The organism is Pandoraea nosoerga (assembly GCF_902459585.1).
Lineage (GTDB): Bacteria > Pseudomonadota > Gammaproteobacteria > Burkholderiales > Burkholderiaceae > Pandoraea > Pandoraea nosoerga.
Genome location: NZ_CABPSC010000004.1, coordinates 70,802 through 90,445, shown reverse-complemented (window position 1 = coordinate 90,445; position 19,644 = coordinate 70,802). Strand labels below are relative to the sequence as shown.

Here is a 19,644-nt window from a genome sequence, read left to right as displayed (position 1 = left end):
ATGTTCGAGCCCCCTGCCGGAGTCCTTTTCGACGTTCGAAACGTGCCGCACCTGCTGGGCGGCCGGGTGCGCGCCGTGCTGTTCGATCTGGACGGCACGCTGGCCGACACGGCGCCCGACCTTGTCGCCGCCGTCAACAAGGTGCGCACCGATCGCGGCCTGCCGCCCGGTCCATACGAGACGCTTCGCCTGCAGGCGTCGCACGGCGCTCGCGGCCTGATCGGCAGCGCCTTTGGCGTGACGCCCGAAGACGCCGCGTTCCCCGAACTGCGAGACGCCTTCCTCGCCAACTACGAAGCCGCCCTGTGCGTGCAAAGCCGCCTGTTCGACGGCATTCCCGCCTTGCTTGCCGCGCTCGAGGCGCGGGGCATTCCGTGGGGTATCGTCACGAACAAGGCCGCGCGCCTGACCGCGCCGCTCGTCAAGCGGCTCGGCCTGGCAGACACCGCAGCCTGTGTAGTTTCGGGGGACACGACACCGCACAGCAAGCCGCACCCTGCGCCCCTGTTGTACGCAGCCGAGTGCATTGGCGTGGCGCCCGCCGACATCGTGTACGTAGGCGACGACCTGCGCGACGTCCAGGCCGGCAAAGCCGCCGGCATGGCGACCATCGCAGCAGCATACGGATATTGCGGCGATACGCTCGCGCCCACGCAGTGGCAGGCCGACGCGGTCGTCGAACGCGCGGGCGCGATCGCCCCGCTGGTGATGTCGCCGGCCTGACGCCGGTTTCCGTCATCTACCGGGAAGGGCCGCGGCGGTTGCCGCCGTTACGGCCGGTCCCGGGTCTGTCCCGCTGCGCATCTCAGGCGCGGCGTGCTTCACTGGCTGCTTACGGGAGACCGCATGGCCGAGCAAGCGAACGATCGCAATCCGAATTCGAATGTCGCCGCGGGCGGCCCCCGCCTGCAGCAGGGTCTGGCCCGCGCACAAGCGTTGGGCCGCGACCCCAACGTGCGCCGTCGTGCGCGCAAGACCGGCCTGTGGACCGTTGGCGTTATCGCCGTCTTCGGTGTGATCAGCTATTTCACGGTGCCGGCGGTGCTCAAGCACTACGCCGTCGACAAGCTCTCGGCCTACCTGGAACGGCCGGTGAGCGTGGGTGACGTCAGCTTCAATCCATACACGCTGCGTCTGGATCTGCGTCAGGTGCATATCGGCGACAGGACGCCCGGGCAACCGTTCGTGGACGTCGGCCTGCTGCGAGTCAACGTGTCGTGGGGGTCGCTGTTCCGCCTGGCGCCCGTCGTCGACGAGCTCTATCTCGAGACGCCGGTCGTCAACATCGTGCGCACGGCGCCACAACGCTTCAATTTCTCGGACATCATCGACCGCGCGACGTCCGGGCCGCCATCGCCCGAGCCCTCGAAGCCCGCCCGTTTCGCGCTGAACAACGTCCACATCAAGGACGGCACCCTCCGTTTCGACGATGCCGTGCAGAACGAAAAACACGTCATCGATCACCTGCAGGTCGGCGTGCCGTTCATCGCCAACCTGCCGGCCGACACCGATATCTTCGTACAGCCGCTGCTCCAGGCCTCCATCGACGGCTCGCCGCTGCATATCTCGGGTCAGACGAAACCGTTTGCCGATTCGCTCGAGTCGACGCTCGACATCAAGCTCGACCGGCTCGACGTGCCGAAATACCTCGGCTACTCGCCGGTCACGGTGCCGGCACAGATCAAGAGTGGCGCGCTCAGCACCGACCTGAAACTGCGCTTCACGCGCGACAGGAACGGCGCGCACGTATTGCTCACCGGCACGGCGCGGCTGTCCGACGCGGTTGTGAACGAGGCCGGCGGCGCGCCGCTCGTCTCGCTCAAGCAACTCGACGTGAAGCTGGGCAAGGTGGAGCCGCTCAGCAACGTCTACCACATCGACAGCGTGCGAATCGACGGTCTGGACCAGCGCGTCGTGCTGGAGAAGGACGGCTCGGTCAACGTGACGCGGGCATTGCTGCCCGAGCGCCCCGCCATCCGGGCGGTGAGCAAGGCAGTCAACCAGGCCGCCGCCTCGCCCAAGGCGAGCGAAGCCGCGAAAGCCGCCCCGAAGGTGCCCGCCGAACAGACCGCACGCCCCGCCACGCCGGCGTCGGCTGCCGAGGCTGAGCAAACCAGGGCCCTCGCCGCCGCGCAGCCCGCACCGCTCGACCTGTTGGTGAGCGACGTCTCGCTCGTGAACGGCAAGGCCCACCTCACCGACGAGCGCGGCGCCAAACCGGCGAGTGTCTCGCTGGAAAACATCGCCATCGGGGTGAAGCAGTTCTCGACGCTCGGCAAGACGCCGGCAACGTATGACGCGTCGATCGGCATTCAGAGCGGCGGTTCGGTCAAGGCGCGCGGCCAGTTCAGCCTCCCCGCGTACAACGCGAGCGGCGAACTGGATGCGCAGTCCATCGCCCTCGCGCCGCTGCTCCCGTTTGCGCAAGGCGCGCTCGCCGGCGACCTCAAGAGCGGCACGCTCGGCGTGCAGGCGAAGTTCAGCGCGGCCTTCGCGCCCGACAACCAGCCGAACGTCCAGATCGAGCCGGCGAGCGCAACGCTCGAGAAGATCGAGTGGCTCACGGGCCGCAAGGGTGACGCGCCGCTCAAGCTCGCCAAGGCCGAGGCGAAGCTCTCGCACTTCGATCTCGGGGCGCGCAAGGCGACGCTCGATGAACTCACCGTCACCGGGCTGGACGTGTCCGCACGGCGCGACAAGGACGGCACCATCAACCTGCTCGCGCTCGCCGGCAATGGCGAGCCCAGGGCGGGCGCGCCCAGGCGCGGCGACATCAACGCTCGTGTCGGCACCGAGCGCGGTCGACGCACGTCGGCACGGGCGACGACCGCACCGAAGGCGCAAGCCGCCAGCGACTGGCAGTGGAAGGTCGGCAAGGTGGCGATCGAGAATGCCAGCGTCGGCTTCGAAGATCGCGCGGTCAAAGGCCGGCCGATCAATGCGAAGTTCGCGCCGCTCAATGTGAAGGTGCAAGGCGCGTCGCAGGACATGGGCAAACCGTTGCAGCTCGAAGTGACCGGCACCCTCAACAGGAAGGGCACGCTCAACGCCACGGGCACCGTCACCCCGCAGCCGCTCTCGGGCGATTTGCAGCTCAAGACGCAACAACTCGACCTGGCCGCCTTCGATTCGTACATGAGCGACGAGTTGAACGCGAGCATCGCCAGCGCCCTGCTCTCGAGCAGCGGTCGCACGACCTTCGCGATGAAGGGCGATACACCGCAGGTCACGTACCGCGGCGACGCCACGCTGGGCAACGTGCGCCTGCTCGACAAGGTGACGGCAGACGACTTCGTGCGCTGGAACGCGCTGTCGGTGCAGCAGATCAATATGGCGATCGGCAGTGGCAAGCCGAACGTGCAACTGGGCAGCATCGCGCTCTCGCGCTTCTACGCGCGGATCATCGTGAACGCGAACGGGCGCCTGAACCTGGCGGACGTGGTCGGCAACAAGCAGGAGGCGCCCCGCTCGCTCACGCGCGCCAGCGAGGGCGTGCCGCTCGACGGGGCGCCGGCTAAACCCCCGCTGGATGCGGCTGCCTCGGCGGTGGAAGCGGGCCAGCCCACGGAGCTCGAGAAGAAGCAGCAAAAGCCGGGTGAGACGACCGTGCAGCGCGGCCCCGGCTACGGCACGGGCAAGGCGTTGCCGGCGGACGTGCACATCGGCCGGATCACGCTGCAAGGCGGCAACATCAACTTCACGGACAACTTCGTCAAGCCGAACTACTCGGCCAATCTGACAGGCATCGGGGGGCGCATCGGCGCCTTCGGCACCGCCACGACCGAACCGGCGGACGTGGCGCTGCAAGGCAAGGTCAACCGCAACGCACCGATCGACATCAACGGCAAGATCAACCCGCTCGCGCCGATGGCGTTCGTCGACCTGAGCGCGAAGGCCGACGGCATCGAACTGACCAACCTTACCCCTTATTCGACGAAATACACGGGTTACCCCATCGAAAAGGGCAAGCTCACGGTCGACGTGCACTATCTGCTCGATCAGGCGAAGCTCACGGCGAACAACCACATCTTCATCGATCAGCTGACGTTCGGCGATCACGTGGACAGCCCGACGGCGACCAACCTGCCCGTGCGGCTGGCGGTGTCGCTGCTGAAAAACTCGCGCGGCGAAATCGACGTGAGCATTCCGATTTCCGGCTCGCTCGACGACCCGCAGTTCAGTCTGGGCGGCGTGATCTTCCGTGCGGTGGTGAATCTCGTGGTCAAGGCGGTGACCGCGCCGTTCAGCCTGCTGGCCTCGGCCTTCGGCGGCGGCGAGGAGGAACTGGGCTACGTGGAATTCGCCCCCGGCAGCGCACGCCTGACGGCGGACGACGAGAAGCGTCTCGAGACGCTCGTCAAGGCGCTGAACGACCGTCCGTCGCTCAAGCTCGACATCGTGGGTCGCGTGGACCCGGCCAAGGACACCGACGGGCTGCGCCAGGTGGCAGTCGAGCGCGCGATCAAGGCGCAGAAGGTGAAAGCGATGGTCGGCAAGGGCGAGAGCATCGACGTCGACAGCGTGAAGGTGACGCCCGAGGAGCGCAGCAAGTACCTGACGGCCGCCTACAAGGCGGCGGACTTTGCGAAACCGCGCAACATGATCGGGTTCACCAAGTCGCTGCCGGACGACGAGATGGAAAAGCTCATGGAGACGAACATCAAGGTGAGCGACGACGATCTGCGAGCGCTGGCCGAGCGCCGGGCGCAGCAGGTGCGCTCGTGGCTGGACGGCAAGATCGCGGCCGACCGGCTCTTCGTGGTGGCGCCGAAGCTCAACGCCGACGGCATCAAGGACAAGGGGGCGACGACGCGGGTGGACTTCGCACTCAAATGAGCCATTTATGTCATAATTAACAATTCCACGGGGCCGACATGGTTTCGACGTGGGTAGCGAAGCGATTCAGGGCATACCGAGGACCCGTCACCTCGTTAATCAATGGGAAATTAAGTAACTGCTAACGACTCTCGTTACCAGCTGGCTGCCTAAGGGCGCCTCCCTCGCACTAGCTCTCTGACGGGCTAGGGTAGCAATACCAGGCGAGGTCATATACGTCAGATAATCTCCGGTGGTGCCATGACGCCGGGGCCGAAAACCAAGTGGATCGCCGTTGCGTAGCGTGTTCGTCCGCGACAAAACGGTTAAATCAAATGACTGAACTAAGTATGTAGAACTGGTCGTAGAGTACTTGCGGACGCGGGTTCGATCCCCGCCGGCTCCACCACCTTCCCGTAAAAAAACGGACCTTCGGGTCCGTTTTTTTTATGCCGACGCGAGGCTCGCACAGCCCCGTCCCGCCTCATCGGCCGAAGTAGCGAACCGACGCCCAAAGCGTCAGACCGACGCCCACGGCCCATACCATGGCAATCACCAGGACGGCCGCGCGGCTGACCGGCCGGTCGGCCGCGGCTGCCGCCGTCGCCCGGTGCTCCGCCATGATTGCGGGGGGCACGAGTTTCACCACCATCAGAATGCCCAGCGGCACGAGGATTACATCGTCCAGCAGACCGATCACCGGAATGAAATCGGGAATCAGATCGATGGGCGAAAGCGCGTAAGCCGCGACGAAAATCGCCAGCGCCTTGGCGTACCAAGGCACGCGCGGATCGCGCCCCGCCAGATACAGCGCGTGCGCGTCGCGCTTGACCGTCCGCGCCCACGTCTTCAGTGTCCCAAGCCGGCCGCTCACCGCCCCTTCCCCGCACTCGGCCCGAGAAACGGAAACGGCGCCGACACCTCGAACTCGCCCGAGACTTCTCCACTGAACGTGTTGCGCTGGTCCTTGCCCAGCGCGAGCTTCCTCACTGGCGCGCCGGCCGCGAAATCGAGCCGCTTCAAGTCGACCCAGAACGTGTTGGGCGTGAGCGCGGATTCGAAGAAATACAGCATCCGCTTGTGATCGACGACAGTACGCCAGCGCGTCGAGGAAATGTTGGGCTCATCCGGCGTCGTAATGCCGTATGGCACCGATGCGTTTCGAATCACGCCGAACACGCTCGCCAGCGCCTCGACCGGATCTTCCGCCTTCGGAATCGCATTGATGTAGAACGACGCGCGCGCGAACCGATCCGCCGACCGATTCGTCCCCGGCAGGAACGTCGTGCCGCCAACCTGCCTCCAGTACGCGCTCAACGCCAACTGTTCATCGAACGTGGGCGAATTCGTCATCACCTGGTACTGACGACCGTGGTGAATCACCTGCCGCCCCCCGATGTATTCGACGATGGCGCTGTCGCCCGTCCTGTCGGACATCGACAGATGCAGCGTCGCCAGCCGGCTCTCGCCCGGCACGTTGTCCGTGACGATCGTGAACGGCGTCTTCTCCAGCGCGGCGACCGCTTCGCTCACCGTCGCAAAGTTATCGAGCACGTACTGCGCCCACGCGGCGATCGTCAATCCCGGCCTGGCAGTGCCGTCGAACTTCGGATATTGCGATTCCACGAGCCACAGCAACTGAGCCGAAAGGCCCTTTTCGTTCACGCCGTCCGTCGTGGACACGTCGTAGCCGGTCGCTACCACGCTGCCGTACTTCGCCGTCCAGCGAATCGAGTTCGGCCCCGCCTCGCCGGCGCGGGCAATGCCCCGCGGCAGCACGTAGAGGTTGGTCGCCACGTCGAGCTTCCAGTCCATCGAACGAGCGGTGATCACGTCGCCGTTCGCGCCGAGATAGACGACGCGCGTGCAGGCGAAGGCCGGCATGGGAGACAATGCAAGCGTTGCCGCGGCTGCAACGAGACACGGCAGGGTTCTGGCAAGCAGGCGCGGCATGGCGAGTCCTCGGCGGGGAAAGGATGCACGGGAGCCGCCAGTATAACGATGCAATCGGCCGCCCCGTTCCGCCCGGGCCCGGACACGCCTCGCCAGTTCAGTCCACCACGATCGGATACAGCGACGCGACGAGCAACGCCGCCGCGACACCGTTGAAGATGCGAACCGAGCGCGCATCGGTGAGCACCCGGCGCATCGCCACGCCGAACCCCGCCCACAGCCCGATGCACGGTGCGCACAAGATGCCGTAGATCAACGCGAGCAGCATCACGTCCGGCAGGTGCGATGCGTTCGGCAAATAGGTGCTGATCGCGCCGACGGACATCACCCATGCCTTTGGATTGACCCACTGGAACGCCGCCGCCCCGACAAAGCGCATCGGGCGCTCGCGCCCGCCCCGCTCGCCGTCGATCGGTCCCGAGCGTGCGAGATGCCACGCCAGCCACAGCAGATAGGCTGCGCCCACGTACTTGAGCACGGTATGAATCACCGGAAAGCGGGCAAAAACGGAGTGCAGCCCGGCGCCCGTCAGGAAAACCATCAATGCGAATCCGAACGCAATGCCCGCCAAATGCGGCAGCGTGCGCACGAATCCGTAGTTCAGGCCCGAGGTAAGGATCATCATGTTGTTCGGCCCGGGCGTCACCAGTGTGATGACGGCGAAAGCGCAGAAGGCGAGCAGTTGTTCAGTGGACATGTTCGAGTGGCATCAAACCGCGCCGGCGCTGCATCGATGCAGACGCCCGGCGTTCGCGGAGTGACAGCATAGACAGGCCCCGCCCAGGAATCCCGGTACAGTCCGCCAAAAGCGGACAGGCCTGTACCGGTCGCCGACCATGACAGTTTCCGCACGGTCGGCAAGGCGGACTGGACGAGGCCACCGGGTCGCCGGCGGTGCCGACGGTGCCGACGGTGCCGGGACGAAAACCGCCGTCACGGCGCCGGCACCTTGGCGGCCGCTCCCGAGCGTTCCACGGCAAAACGCCCGGCCTCATGCGAGAATTGACGGCGTCCGAACCAAGCCGTCGATTCCGGCGCCACGTTCTGCGCACGCTCGACATTCCACCGATGCCGCCCCGTCTGCCACCGCTCTCCGCCCTGCGGCTGTTCGAAGCCGCCGGACGCCACCAAAGCTTCAAGCGCGCCGCCGCGGAGCTGCACCTCACGCCGAGCGCCGTCAGCCACGGCATCGTCGGTCTCGAGCAGACGCTCGGTGTCGCGCTTTTCGCCCGCTCGCCGCAAGGCCTCACGCTCACGCCCGAAGGCGTGGACTACCTCGCCTACGTGACGGAAGCCTTCTCGCTATTGCTCACCGGCACCCGACGGCTGCCCACACCGGACGCCTCGCGCGCCATCGCGCTCACCTGCGCCCCAACGCTCGCCTTGCGCTGGCTGCTGCCGCGCCTGGGCGAATTCCTCGCCCGCATGCCGAACGTCGACATCACCGTCGACACTTCGCGCCGCCAGGTCGGCTTTCCGACGGACGGCTTCGACTTCGCCATCCGCCTGTCGCGCGCCCCCGTCGCCAGCGATCGCTGGCACCGGCTGTTCGGCGAGCGCTTCGTGCCCGCCTGCAGTCCGGCCTTTCTCGCCGAACATGGCGACGCCGACGGGCGCCTCGACCTGCGCGCCGCCACGCGCATTCACGTGAGCAGCGCCAGCGAGGACTGGCAGGGATGGATCGAAGGCGCCGCGATCGAGGACTTCGATGCGCGCGGCGGGCTGAGCTTCGACAGTATCCAGATGGGTCTCGACGCTGCCATGGCCGGCCTCGGCGTGGTCATCGCCCGCCGTCCGCTGGCCGATACGTATTTCGAGAGCGGCGCCCTCGTGCCGGCCCACGACATCGTCACCCAGGCCCAGAGCGCCTACTGGCTGATCTGCGCGGATGACATCGAGCCGCATCCCGAATGCGTGGCGTTCCGTGACTGGCTCATCGAACAGGCCGCGGCATCGGTGCCTGTCGAAACCGCTTCAGGTGAATAAAATTCACCTGCATGCACGCATTACTCCTTTGCCAGCCGGGGGATGCACTGCAACACTATGGTGAGGAGGACTCACCATCATGACGAAAGTTGCCGTTCCCGCATCGCCCTCGCTGCAAGGCCGCGTCACGCTCATCATCCTGGCCGGCGCACTCGTGCTGAGCGCCGCCATGGGCACCCGCCAGACATTCGGGCTGTTCATCAATCCGTTTTCCTACGACCGCGGCGTGCCCGTTACCCTCGTCGCGTTCGCCATCGCGCTGCATAACCTGGTGTGGGGGTTCGCCCAACCGTTCGCCGGCGCAATGGCCGACCGCTACGGCCCGGCGCCCGTGGTGGCCTTCGGCGCCTTCGCCTTCGCGGGCGGGCTTGCGATGGCCGCGCTCGCGCCCTCCGGCGTGTGGCTCGTCATCGGGCTTGGCGTGCTCGTCGGGCTCGGCATCAGTTGCACGACGTTCGGCGTGGTGCTGCCGGCCGTCAGTCGCGCCGTATCGCCCGAAAAGCGCACCATGGCCATGGGCCTCGTGAGCGCCGGCGGCTCGCTCGGACAGGTGGCGCTGGTGCCCGTGGCACAAGGGTTGCGCTCGGCCTTCGGCGTCTCGACGTCGCTCTTCGTGCTCGCGCTGATCCTGTGTTGCGCCGCGCCGCTCGGATTGCTGATGACGTTGCGCCGCCGCGGCAGGGCACCGGAGTTTGTCGCCATGACGCCGCCCGCGGCGCCGTCCACGATGGCGCGCGAACATGCCGCCAACAGCACGCCGGCCGCCAACGACAGCGACTCGGTGACGTTGCGCCACGTTTTGCGCGAGGCGCGCGCGCATCGCGGCTATCAACTGCTCACGCTCGGTTTCTTCACCTGCGGCTTCCAATTGGCCTTCATCGGCACTCACCTGCCCGGCTACTTGCTGATGTGTCACATGCCGATCGGACTGGGCGCCACCGCGCTTGCCCTGATCGGGCTGTTCAACATGGCGGGGAGCTGGGCCTGCGGCTGGCTGGGCGGACGCTACCGTCAACATCACGTGCTCGGCTGGCTTTATCTCGTGCGCGGCGCCGCCATCGCGCTTTTCTTCCTGTCACCCAAGTCGAGTGCCAGCGTGGTCGTCTTTGCGGCCGTGATGGGCCTCACGTGGCTCGGCACGGTGCCGCTCACGAGCGGGCTGGTCGCGAAGGTCTTCGGCACCCAGCATCTGGGCACGCTGTTCGGCGTGTGTTTCATGAGCCATCAGGTCGGCTCGTTCCTCGGTGCGTGGCTTGGCGGCTACGTGCTGGACGTCACCGGCTCCTACAACCTGATCTGGGCCGCTACCGCGATTCTTGGCGTCGTCGCTGCCGCGCTCCATTTCCCGATCGACGACGCCAGCATCGTCCGCCCCACGCGCGAGCCGGTGCCTGCCGGCGTCTGACCGATGCGCCGACACACGAGTACGGCCGATGACAGGTGATCACGGACGTTCACCACGGTCCAGTCGATCAAAGGCGGTGGGCGCTGGCGAGCCGGAAGATTTTCGTCCAGCGCCTGGCCATCGCGCGATCCGCCATGGGTACGCACCACTCGGCCTGCGCGTGGTGGGCAAGCGTCATCGCAAGAGACCAGCGGCCCCCCTCGCTCATGGGGCGCGCCGACGTCACGTCGGAAAAGACGAAGCGCACCTCACGGCCGTCCACGCGCAGCGCGCCCATCTTGCGATCGGCATCGAGCGCGAGTTCACCCCACTCGCCCGCCACGCGCACCAGCCGCTTGCCGTCGCGCCGCACGCCATGCACGGCGCGGTACCGGCGAACCGCATCGGCCGCGAGCCCGGCGACGCCGAGCCCACACGCCACGATCGCCGCCACGGCAGCGAGCGTGCCGAAGTGCGCCGCAACGACCCCATAAAGCCGCACCGCGCCATAGGCAATGCCCGCCAGAATGACGAGCCCCAGCAGAATGAATGGCACGACGGCCCTCCTCGCAATTGCGTTCACCGAATGACAAACCCCGCCGGTGGAACCACCCGGCGGGGCTACATTTCACCACAGGTCGGCAACAGGCGCCGCTGCACCGGACACGCCCGGCATCACGGCCGGGCAGGCGCCGGAACAGTGTCCGAGCAGTGCCGGAGCAGCGCCGGAGCAATACCGACGCATACCGATGCAATACCGACGCCAGACCGGCACGATACGGGTGCGGCGGCCTCGCGTCCTACGTCACCCCCGCACCCCGGCACGTCGCGACATCACCGCTGTGGCTGCGGCGCGGCGCCCACCTCCTTGCGCACCTTGGCGACTTGCGCCGCCGTCACCGCGGGCGCCTTGTTGCCCCAACTCGTGCGCACGAACGTCAGCACGTCCGCCACGTCCTGATCGGTCAGACGATCGTCGAAGCCGGGCATCGCGTAGTACGTCGGCGCCGAGCGCGTCGAGGGCATCTGCGCGCCGCGCAGCACGATGTGGATGAGCGAGGTCGGGTCGGCCGAGTTCACCGTGGAGCTCAACGCCAGCGTCGGGAACGTCTGCGTGTAGCCCTTGCCCGTGCTGCGGTGACATGCCGCACAGTTGTCGATGAACGTGAGCGCGCCGTTGCTCCTGTCGGAGCCCGCACGCAAGGCCCTGGCCGCCGTCTCGTCGTAGGCCAGCGCCCTGGCGTTCGGGTCGACCGGCCTGAGCGTCTTCAGATACTTCGCCACGGCCGCGAGATCGTCGTCGTTCATGTGCTGCGTGCTGTGCTGCACGACGTCCGACATACCGCCGAAGGCGGCCGAATGGTCGTTGCGCCCGCCCTTGAGGAACGCCACGATGTCACCCTCGCTCCAGTTGCCGAGGCCGTCGGTCGGATCGCCGCGCAGGTTCTTCGCGAGGAAATTGTCGACCACCCCGCCGGACAGGAACACGGTGCTGTCGTCCGTGAGCGCCTTCTCCTGCAACGCGAAGCCGCGCGGCGTATGGCACGCGCTGCAGTGGCCCAGCCCCTCGACGAGGTAGCGTCCGCGCGAGACCGGATCGTTGTCGGTCGAGGCCGCGTCGCCCACCACCGGCGGCGCGAACATCTTGCGCCAGAGCGACAGCGGCCAGCGCATGGACATCGGCCACGGAATGTCGGTGGCCTTGTTCGCCTGCGCGACCGGCTGCACGCCGTGCATGAAGTACGCGTAAAGCGCCTTCACGTCGGCCGGACGCACCTTCGCGTAGGACGTGTAGGGCATGGCCGGATAGAGCGTCGAACCGTTCCTGGCAATGCCGTGACGCACCGCCTTGTCGAAGTCCTCGAGGCTGTAGCTGCCGATGCCGGTGTCCTTGTCCGGCGTGATGTTGGTCGAGTAGATCGTACCGATGGGCGACGCGATCGGCAGGCCGCCCGCGAACGGCTTGCCCTTGGGCGCCGTGTGACAGGCCGCGCAGTCGGCGGCGCGTGCGAGGTATTCGCCCTGCCGGACGAGTTGCGCCTGCGGATCGTTGGCTGCGCTCGCCTGCCCGCCGGCAGCGCTCACCGCGGAGGCCGCGACCGAAGGCGTGGGCACCGGCGAGACGGCCGCGCCCGCAGGCTGTGCGGCACTCTGCGCCCACACGGCGAACGCCGCGAGAGCGAGCGCTCCCGTGGCGCAGACGGCAGCGGAGCGTTTCATCATCGTTTTGCGGATCATGGGGCGCTCCTCAAGCTTGCACCAGCGGGCCGGCGTTCTTGAGGTACTGCTCGCGAATCGCCTTCGCGGACCAGTACGCCAGCGCCGCCACCACGCCCGTGGGGTTGTAACCCATGTTCTGCGGGAACGCGGACGCCCCCATCACGAACACGTTTGACACGTCCCAGCTCTGCAGATACTTGTTGACCACGCTGTTCGACGGGTTCGTGCCCATGATGGCGCCGCCCGTGGTGTGCGTGCTCTGATAGATCCGCGTGTCGTAGTGCGTGCTTTTCTTGCGAATCGCGCGGAACACCTTCTCCGGGTTCATCGCGCGACCGACCTCCTCCATCCGGTCGCCCATGTAGCCGAGCATCGCGTACTCGTTGTCGTGCCAGTCGAACGTCATGCGCAGCAGCGGCAGCCCATACGCGTCGCGGTACGTCGGATCGAGGTCGAGGCAGGCGTCGCGATACGACATGACCGAGCCGGAAATGCCGATGGTCATGTAGCGCTGATACGCGTCGGCAATGCCTGCCTTCCACTGACTGCCCCACGACGGCGTACCGGGCACCGTCGGCGTCATCTTGATCGGGCGGCCGCCGTAGCGCACATGGCGGATGCTCGCGCCCCCGATGAAGCCGAGCGGTCCATGATCGAACTGGTCGCCGTTCAGGTCGTCCATCGACACGCCGCCCGCGCCCGTGCCGATGAACGGATTGAGCTGCGTGCCCTTGGGCAGCAGCACGTTGATCGCGCCATTCATCTGGTAGGCGTAGTTCTTGCCGACAACGCCCTCGCCGGTCTTCGGATCGTATGGCTTGCCGATGCCCGAGAGCAGCAGCAAACGCACGTTGTGCAACTGGTACGCGGCCATGATGACGATGTCGGCCGGTTGTTCGACTTCGCGCCCCTGCGCATCGATATAGGTCACGCCGGTGGCCTTCTTGCCGTCGCCGTCGAGGTTGACCTTGGTGACATACGAGTGCGTGCGCAGTTCGAAGTTGGGCTTCTTGAGCAGTACCGGCAGGATGGTCGTCTGCGGCGAGGCCTTCGAATACATGTAGCAGCCGTAGTTCTCGCAAAAGCCGCAGAAGTTGCACGGCCCGAGGCGCACGCCGTATGGATTCGTGTACGGCTGCGACGTGTTGGCCGCCGGCGCCGGATACGGATTGAAGCCCACTTCCCGTGCGGCCTTCTCGAACAGCGTTGCGCCATAGGTGTTCTGCAGCGGCGGGGTCGGATACTCGCTCGAGCGCGCGCCTTCGCGCGGATTGCCGCCCGGCACGATCTTGCCGTTCAGATTGCCCGCCTTGCCCGACGTGCCGAACACTTTCTCGGCGAAGTCGAAATGCGGCTCCAGTTCCTCGTAGCTCACGCCGAAGTCCTGAATCGTCATGCCCTCGGGGATGAATTTCTTGCCGTAACGCTCCTCGTAGTGGCTGCGCAGCCTGAGCTCCTCGGGCAGGATCCGGTAGTGCATGCCGTTCCAGTGAAAACCCGCCCCGCCCACGCCGTTGCCGAGCAGGAACGAGCCGTTCTGGCGATACGGCACGGCGAGATCGTCAGGCGTGTGGCGAATCGTCACCGTCTCGCGCGCGAGTTCCTGAAAGAGCTTGCCGCGCACGGAATATTCGAGTTCGTCGATGACCTTCGGATACTGCGCGTCGGTGGGTGTGTCGCGCATGGCGCCGCGCTCGAGCGCCACCACGTTCAGTCCCGCGTCGGTGAGTTCCTGGCCGAGGATGGCCCCGGTCCAGCCGAAGCCCACGATGACGGCATCGACCTTGTCTTTCTTGATTGCCATGGTTCAGCCCCGCTTTCCGGAAATCGACACGGGCCCGTATGGGTACTTGACGTTAGGCTGGTCCACCCAGTCCATGAAGTCGGCGCGTGCGCCCGGAAAGCCCACGAGCTTCCAGCCGACCATGTCCTTGTTGCCGCCGTGAATCGGATCGGACAGGAAGCCTTCCTTCGTATTGCCGAGCAGGTACGAGAAGAAGGTGCGCGCGGGCACGCTGTCGAATTCGATCTTGCCGTGCTCCAGATCGCCAAGCACGGCCTCCTGCGTCGCATGGTCGAGATCGGCGAACACCTTGCCGTGCTGCTTCTTGCAGTAGGCGTCGCAGGCGGCGATGCCGTGGCGGTAGATGTCGCGCGGCACGAGGCTCAGCTGATACCCCATCTCGGGCGGCTGATCGGTGTGGAACGGTCCCTGCATATACCAGAGCTTGCCGTGGCCGAACGGCGTTTCCATCTGGCGGTCGATGAACTGCGGGACGTCGGCGGCCAGCGCGCCGGGGCCGAGATCGTCGGCGGGAATCAGACGATCGACCGCGGCGTTGACGAAACGCCATTCGTCGGCAGTGAAGTACTTGGGTTCATACGAGGTGTTCGAAGCGGCGGGGGCAGCGGGTTTGTCGCTGCTACAGGCGGACTGCGTAAGCGTCGCGCCGGTGGCAAGAGTCGTGGCAGGCACGATCGCCAGCACCTGGCGCAAAAAGCGCCGGCGCGGTTCCTTGTCCTGTGACATGGAGTTCTCCGTTTTTTGGGGGGACGGGACGAATCACGCATGACAGTCAGGCAGTGGCTCGCCATGCGTGAAGAAAACCTGACAGGCTATTCACCTCGCGTAGCGCAAAATAACGCGGCCATTCTACTTACAAGTTCCCTACATGGCAAAGTCGTGTTTGTTGCGAATGTTGCGCAAGTCTTTGACGGAAAAGGCTTGCAAATAATTAAAATATTTACTATGACGCGCGCGCGACGTGTTCTGGCACACACAACGACAGCGGTGGACTCAGCGGTGATTTTTCGACATTGCGCGCCATCCGATCATGCGCGGTTGCCGCTCGCCAATGCCGGGCGACAGGGTGAGGCATGAAAAACGCCGTCCCACGACAACGGGGGACGGCGTCTCGAAACTCGCCGCTTTCGATGCGAGCATCGTGCCTCGCAATCGAAATCGCAGCGCCTGACTTCCCTGACGCTTCCTGACTCCCACTTACTCCCTGATGGGCGGCATCGGCCGCATCGACGACGGCCTGGAGCGCGCAGGCGAGACGGGTGAGACCGTGGACACCAATGTGGGCGATGTGGGCGATGTGGCCGATGTGGCCGATGTGGCCGATGTGGACGGGGTAGCGGCATGCCTGGGCGATGGCGTCAGCGGCGTCGGCACCGACATGACCCGCGCACGCTGACTCGCCCGTTTGCCGGCTTCGGCGTGCCATGCAAGCACACGATCGGCCTCTTCCTCGAACTTGTCCGGACGGCGGGTTTGCTGCATGTCGCCAACGCTGCGAAGCCCAGGCAGCGCGCGCGGCCGCGCAGACGGCGGGCCGTCGCGGTGCCGGCCGCTTCGCGCCGGGCCAGACCGCGGTTGCGCCTCGTCGACGGGCGAGGACTGCGCCACCGGCGGTCCCAGCGGCGGCGTAAGCGCTTCCGGCGTCAGGTCGTCAACGCACGAGGCACGGCGATGCGTGCCTTCCGATGGCATCATCGCCTCGCGAGGCGCCGCGCGCGCCGGCTCGTGCGCGTCTCGCGACAACGACGGCTCCGCGGGGCCGGCGAGCGGCGTTTGCGCCACTGCATCGGGCGCGCTGTCGTCGACGGCGAGCGCCGGCGCCGCTGCCCGGTACGATCGGGCCACGCTTTCACGCATCGTTTCGAGCAGACCGAGCCCCACGCGTTTCGCGTTTTCCAGTTCGCGGATACGGCCGCACAGCCACGATTCGTCCCGCGCCGTCTCGAGCGGGCCAGCCCAGCGCGCGTCACCGAGCAGCACCGTGCTTTCATGACGGCCGAAGCCCTGATCGCGCAGGGTCTGCAGCGTGACGGGCTCGTTCGGCGAGTGCCCCAGCATCATCGCCAGGGCGGCCGCTTCGCGACGCGCGCGCCGCACGCACGCCGGAAACATCGAGCGCGACTTCGCCGGCTTCAACATGCACTTGTCGCCGCGCAGCGCAAGACGCAACGGCACCCGCTCGCCCGCCCTGCCGACGATGTCCTCGGCCTCACGCGTCATGTCGTTGAGCAAGAACAGGTCCCGCCGCTCGCAGGTCAGTTGCGCAATGCGGTTGCTGATCGATTTCGCGGTGTGGACGAACATCGTGTCGCGCAGATCCGTCGCGTGTGCCAGCATCGCCAGCCTGGCGGCGATCTGGGCGATCGTCCTGCCTGCGGCTTCCGGGGCGGCGTCGTTTGCCGGGTCCCCCGGCGAAAGCGCGGAAGTCGCCCTCGACGCAGACTGCCGTGCGAGCCAGGTGCTCAATCCGGCGATGGCCTTCACCTGTACCTGACACGCCCCCATGGGGAACGCGCGCAGGTGCGGGGCATCGGAAACGCGGCCTGCCCGGCCGATGTCGTGCAGCGCATCGTGACGATCGCCTTCGAAGCGCCGCCTGGCATCGATATCGGTCAGGAATGACTTCTGCCAATTCCGCAGCCTGCCGCTCACCGCGTCGCAGGCCGCCGGCCCCGCCTTCATGGCCATGGCCGCATGGCAATCGCGTCCCAGGTCGGCGAGCCACGCGTGGTACGACACCTGCATCGTCCCGCCGGGCGTGCTTCGGCGGCGCACGGGACACGCGCCCCACGGACGCGTCGGCGACTTCGAGGCGAGCGGGCTCGTCTGACCCAGCCGTTCGAAATCCGAACCGAAGCTGTCGTGCAGGTCGCCGGACTTCGCACGATGGTTGAGTGTCACGACAGGCGGTGTCACCTGCGAAGAAAAAATTCTTGGAAATCCCATAACGTCGTCTCCTGATCGCAAGACCACCGGGTCTTGGCGCGAGGAGACTAGTCGCGCGTCGCGTCATGGGATGTCGAATGTGGCGGAAGGCTTCTGATTGTGGAATCGCTCGATGGCTTTCCCATACGAGCGTTGCGCCCCGCACACGGCGCAGCGCCGCGCGTCGAACGACGCGCGCCTCAGAAGCGCGCCAGCAGTTGTCCGAGCAACGCCGCGCCTTCCTTGCCCTTGGCCGAGTCCGCCCACAGGCGGTCGATCATGGCCCGGTACATGCCCACGCCGTCGGGCGACGTCGTGATGGTGGCGATGCCCGTGCGCAGATTCGGCAGCTCGCCCAGGCGAAACGGCGACACGGCGACATAGGCTTCGCCCTGCGCTTCGAAGATCTGAAAGGTCTCGTTGGGCATGTTGTCGCTCACGATGCCGATCTGCACGCCTGTCGTATCCGCTTCAAGAAATTCGACGATGCGCGCCACTTCGCGGCGCGCAGCCATCTTGCGCTCGAGCTGCACGCCGGGCGGCAGGCCCAGACGTCCGACCAGTCCGTGATGCAGGAACTGCTCGATCTGGCGCAGTCCGATGAGGCTCGTCACCGCGAGACGCTGACGCGAAAAGCTCGACTTGCGCTCCTGCAGGATGCCGAGCACGCGATCCATCGTATTGGTCCAGTGGCGATCGGCCAGCCGCGGCGGAATGCTCTCCTCGAGCATGTGGCGCAACCACATGTCGTAATCGTCGGACGTCAGCAGGAAGGAAATCGGGTCGAAGTGCGCGACGATACGCTCCGAGCGGCTCTCGAGCTGCCGCATGCGCTCGAAGTAACTCACCGCGGAGTCGTGGTACTCGACTTCCACGCCGAGCAGGTTGGCGAGCGACACGCCGAGCAATGCCGCGAGCCGCTCCAGCGTATCGATCTTGACGATCTCGCCGCGCTCGAGCTTGTAGATGGCCGCGCGCGAGATGTCGAGCTGCTCCGCCACATCGTCGCTGCGCAACTCCGCGGCCAGCCGATAGGCGCGCAAGCGCTCGCCGATGGCGCGAAAGTTGAAGCGCGGGCCCCTCAGCGCCCGGGATGTCGTCGCAGCTCGATTCAAATCGCCTCCTGTTGGATACCTGTTGCACGCGGCATGCCGGTGCATGCGCCCGGTGACGGCGCCCGCGCATGACGGTGCCGGGATTATACCGGGGCATCGGAGCCCCGGACGGGGGCGCGCGTCGCGCCGCACGCGCGGCCGACTGTCGCGCGCACCCCACAACGGTCTGTCGAATATTTTTTCGATTGTCTATTTTTTTAGACACCGGCACGATCGCGATCACGGATTCCCCCATCCGATGGGAATACCCTGCACCACGGGGGCGTTCCGCCCCTTTCGGGGATGACCGCGTGCGCCGGCAGTGGTAGCCTGCGCGCCGTCCACAAATTTGTACAAAACATAGAGGGAATGATGAAAACCTGGCACAAGGTGGCTGGCGCCGCCGCGATGGGCGCCGCGGCGCTTGCCTCCCCGGCGCACGCGCAGTCGAGCGTGAGCTTCTATGGGCTTGCCGACGCCTACGTCGGCTCGGTGAAAAACCCTGGCGGCAACGCCGCCGTGGTGCAGCAAGGCGGTGGCATGACCACTTCCTACTGGGGCCTGTCCGGCACGGAAGACCTGGGCGGCGGCAACAGTGCGCTGTTCGTGCTGGAGAGCTACTTCCAGCCGAACAACGGCACGTATGGCCGCTTTGCCGGCGACAGCTTCTTCTCGCGCAACGCCTACGTCGGGCTGTCGAACACCACGCTCGGCACGCTGCGCATCGGGCGCATCACCACCCCGCTCTATCTCGCGACGATCCAGTTCAACCCGTTCAACAACTCGTACACGTTCTCGCCGATGATCTTCCACACCTACAAGGGTCTGGGCACGCAGGGCGTGGTCGGCGACTCGGCGTGGAACAACGCGGTGGCGTACACGTCGCCGGGCTATGCCGGCTTCGCCGGCACGCTCATCTATGCCACGGGGAACAGCGCCGCGGACCATAGCGCGAAGAAATGGGGCGCGGCGATCACCTACGCCAATGGACCGTTCGCCGCCGCAGCGAACTACCAGTACGTGAACTTCAGCAACACGCCGGGCGACTTCGGCACGCAATTGCCGGGGGTCGTCGGGCTCACGAATCAGAACACCGCGCAACTCGGTCTCTCCTACGACTTCGCGGTCGTGAAGGTCTTCGCGCAGTACATGCTCGTGGCGAGCCAGGCGGCGAGCGGCAACTTCCACGCCAACACGGGGCAGCTCGGCGCCTCGGTGCCGCTTGGCCGCGGCAGCGTGCTCGCATCGGTGGCCTACACCGGCTCGAGCGGCTCGGGCGACAACCAGCGTCGCACTACGTGGGCGCTCGGCTATGACTACCCGCTGTCCAAGCGCACGGACATCTACGCGGCGTACAAGTACGACCACATGAGCGACCTGTCGACCGGGCAGACATACGGCGCCGGTCTGCGCATGAAGTTCTGAACACGCGCGGCAGCGCGATGGCGAGATGGCGAGATGGT

General features: G+C 66.3%; 14 protein-coding genes, 1 other RNA gene and 1 pseudogene. 7 read left to right on the top strand and 9 right to left on the bottom strand.

Going from position 1 to position 19,644, the window contains the following annotated elements:
* The 3 genes from gph (at position 1) to ssrA (ending at position 5,224) form a co-directional block, all read left to right on the top strand.
* A complete protein-coding gene (gene gph, locus PNO31109_RS07180) occupies positions 1-723 on the top strand; it encodes a phosphoglycolate phosphatase (RefSeq protein ID WP_150554926.1) in 723 nt (240 codons plus the stop codon).
* Positions 724-846: 123 nt separating this feature from the next.
* Positions 847-4,836 (top strand): DUF748 domain-containing protein, encoded by a 3,990-nt coding sequence (locus PNO31109_RS07175; protein WP_150554925.1) that lies wholly within the window; start codon positions 847-849, stop codon positions 4,834-4,836.
* Positions 4,837-4,865: 29 nt separating this feature from the next.
* Positions 4,866-5,224, top strand: a transfer-messenger RNA (tmRNA) gene (gene ssrA, locus PNO31109_RS07170).
* 75 nt (positions 5,225-5,299) lie between these two features.
* Here ssrA and PNO31109_RS07165 read toward each other — a convergent pair.
* From PNO31109_RS07165 to PNO31109_RS07155, 3 genes and pseudogenes are all read right to left on the bottom strand, one after another.
* A pseudogene (locus PNO31109_RS07165) lies at positions 5,300-5,665 on the bottom strand (YkvA family protein); the annotation flags it as partial.
* A gap of 20 nt (positions 5,666-5,685) precedes the next feature.
* Positions 5,686-6,768: a linear amide C-N hydrolase gene (locus PNO31109_RS07160; protein ID WP_174966314.1), complete on the bottom strand. Its 1,083-nt coding sequence runs from the start codon at positions 6,766-6,768 to the stop codon at positions 5,686-5,688.
* A gap of 97 nt (positions 6,769-6,865) precedes the next feature.
* Positions 6,866-7,465: a LysE family translocator gene (locus tag PNO31109_RS07155; protein ID WP_150554923.1), complete on the bottom strand. Its 600-nt coding sequence runs from the start codon at positions 7,463-7,465 to the stop codon at positions 6,866-6,868.
* A gap of 371 nt (positions 7,466-7,836) precedes the next feature.
* Here PNO31109_RS07155 and PNO31109_RS07150 point away from each other — a divergent pair, with 371 nt between their 5' ends.
* Positions 7,837-8,754: a LysR substrate-binding domain-containing protein gene (locus PNO31109_RS07150; RefSeq protein WP_150554922.1), complete on the top strand. Its 918-nt coding sequence runs from the start codon at positions 7,837-7,839 to the stop codon at positions 8,752-8,754.
* Between the two features lie 79 nt (positions 8,755-8,833).
* Entirely contained in the window at positions 8,834-10,159 is a 1,326-nt protein-coding gene (locus PNO31109_RS07145) for an MFS transporter (RefSeq protein WP_150554921.1), read from the top strand.
* A 67-nt stretch (positions 10,160-10,226) separates the two neighbouring features.
* Here the strand turns inward: PNO31109_RS07145 and PNO31109_RS07140 are convergent, their stop codons facing one another.
* The 4 genes from PNO31109_RS07140 to PNO31109_RS07125 all read right to left on the bottom strand — a co-directional run bounded on the left by PNO31109_RS07140 (position 10,227) and on the right by PNO31109_RS07125 (position 14,888).
* Positions 10,227-10,694 (bottom strand): hypothetical protein, encoded by a 468-nt coding sequence (locus PNO31109_RS07140; protein ID WP_150554920.1) that lies wholly within the window; start codon positions 10,692-10,694, stop codon positions 10,227-10,229.
* 278 nt (positions 10,695-10,972) lie between these two features.
* Complete coding sequence (locus PNO31109_RS07135; protein WP_241013818.1) at positions 10,973-12,376, bottom strand: cytochrome c; 1,404 nt, start codon at positions 12,374-12,376, stop codon at positions 10,973-10,975.
* Between the two features lie 10 nt (positions 12,377-12,386).
* The gene (locus PNO31109_RS07130) at positions 12,387-14,162 is read right to left on the bottom strand and encodes a GMC family oxidoreductase (protein ID WP_150554919.1); all 1,776 of its coding nucleotides are present in this window, start codon (positions 14,160-14,162) and stop codon (positions 12,387-12,389) included.
* Positions 14,163-14,165: 3 nt separating this feature from the next.
* Positions 14,166-14,888 carry a gluconate 2-dehydrogenase subunit 3 family protein gene (locus PNO31109_RS07125; RefSeq protein WP_150554918.1) on the bottom strand — a complete coding sequence of 241 codons (723 nt, stop codon included), beginning with the start codon at positions 14,886-14,888 and terminating at the stop codon, positions 14,166-14,168.
* Positions 14,889-14,927: 39 nt separating this feature from the next.
* Between PNO31109_RS07125 and PNO31109_RS07120 the strand changes: the two genes are divergently transcribed.
* Positions 14,928-15,239, top strand: a complete 312-nt coding sequence (locus PNO31109_RS07120) for a hypothetical protein (protein WP_150554917.1) — start codon at positions 14,928-14,930, stop codon at positions 15,237-15,239.
* 120 nt (positions 15,240-15,359) lie between these two features.
* Here the strand turns inward: PNO31109_RS07120 and PNO31109_RS07115 are convergent, their stop codons facing one another.
* Entirely contained in the window at positions 15,360-17,063 is a 1,704-nt protein-coding gene (locus PNO31109_RS07115; RefSeq protein ID WP_150554916.1) for a hypothetical protein, read from the bottom strand.
* A gap of 224 nt (positions 17,064-17,287) precedes the next feature.
* Positions 17,288-18,202 (bottom strand): helix-turn-helix domain-containing protein, encoded by a 915-nt coding sequence (locus PNO31109_RS07110; RefSeq protein WP_241013817.1) that lies wholly within the window; start codon positions 18,200-18,202, stop codon positions 17,288-17,290.
* Positions 18,203-18,550: 348 nt separating this feature from the next.
* On the opposite strand from PNO31109_RS07110, the gene PNO31109_RS07105 reads away from it, so the two are divergent.
* A complete protein-coding gene (locus tag PNO31109_RS07105; protein ID WP_150554915.1) occupies positions 18,551-19,606 on the top strand; it encodes a porin in 1,056 nt (351 codons plus the stop codon).
* The last annotated feature ends 38 nt before the right edge of the window (positions 19,607-19,644 follow it).

What these genes read in the sequence shown, in the direction of transcription:
- PNO31109_RS07120 (WP_150554917.1), top strand. Translation starts at nt 14,928, where the DNA reads ATGACAGTCAGGCAGTGGCTCGCCATGCGTGAAGAAAACCTGACAGGC.
- PNO31109_RS07130 (WP_150554919.1), bottom strand. Translation starts at nt 14,162, where the DNA reads ATGGCAATCAAGAAAGACAAGGTCGATGCCGTCATCGTGGGCTTCGGC.
- PNO31109_RS07135 (WP_241013818.1), bottom strand. Translation starts at nt 12,376, where the DNA reads ATGATCCGCAAAACGATGATGAAACGCTCCGCTGCCGTCTGCGCCACG.
- PNO31109_RS07150 (WP_150554922.1), top strand. Translation starts at nt 7,837, where the DNA reads ATGCCGCCCCGTCTGCCACCGCTCTCCGCCCTGCGGCTGTTCGAAGCC.
- PNO31109_RS07155 (WP_150554923.1), bottom strand. Translation starts at nt 7,465, where the DNA reads ATGTCCACTGAACAACTGCTCGCCTTCTGCGCTTTCGCCGTCATCACA.
- PNO31109_RS07145 (WP_150554921.1), top strand. Translation starts at nt 8,834, where the DNA reads ATGACGAAAGTTGCCGTTCCCGCATCGCCCTCGCTGCAAGGCCGCGTC.
- PNO31109_RS07175 (WP_150554925.1), top strand. Translation starts at nt 847, where the DNA reads ATGGCCGAGCAAGCGAACGATCGCAATCCGAATTCGAATGTCGCCGCG.
- PNO31109_RS07105 (WP_150554915.1), top strand. Translation starts at nt 18,551, where the DNA reads ATGATGAAAACCTGGCACAAGGTGGCTGGCGCCGCCGCGATGGGCGCC.
- gph (WP_150554926.1), top strand. Translation starts at nt 1, where the DNA reads ATGTTCGAGCCCCCTGCCGGAGTCCTTTTCGACGTTCGAAACGTGCCG.
- PNO31109_RS07125 (WP_150554918.1), bottom strand. Translation starts at nt 14,888, where the DNA reads ATGTCACAGGACAAGGAACCGCGCCGGCGCTTTTTGCGCCAGGTGCTG.
- PNO31109_RS07160 (WP_174966314.1), bottom strand. Translation starts at nt 6,768, where the DNA reads ATGCCGCGCCTGCTTGCCAGAACCCTGCCGTGTCTCGTTGCAGCCGCG.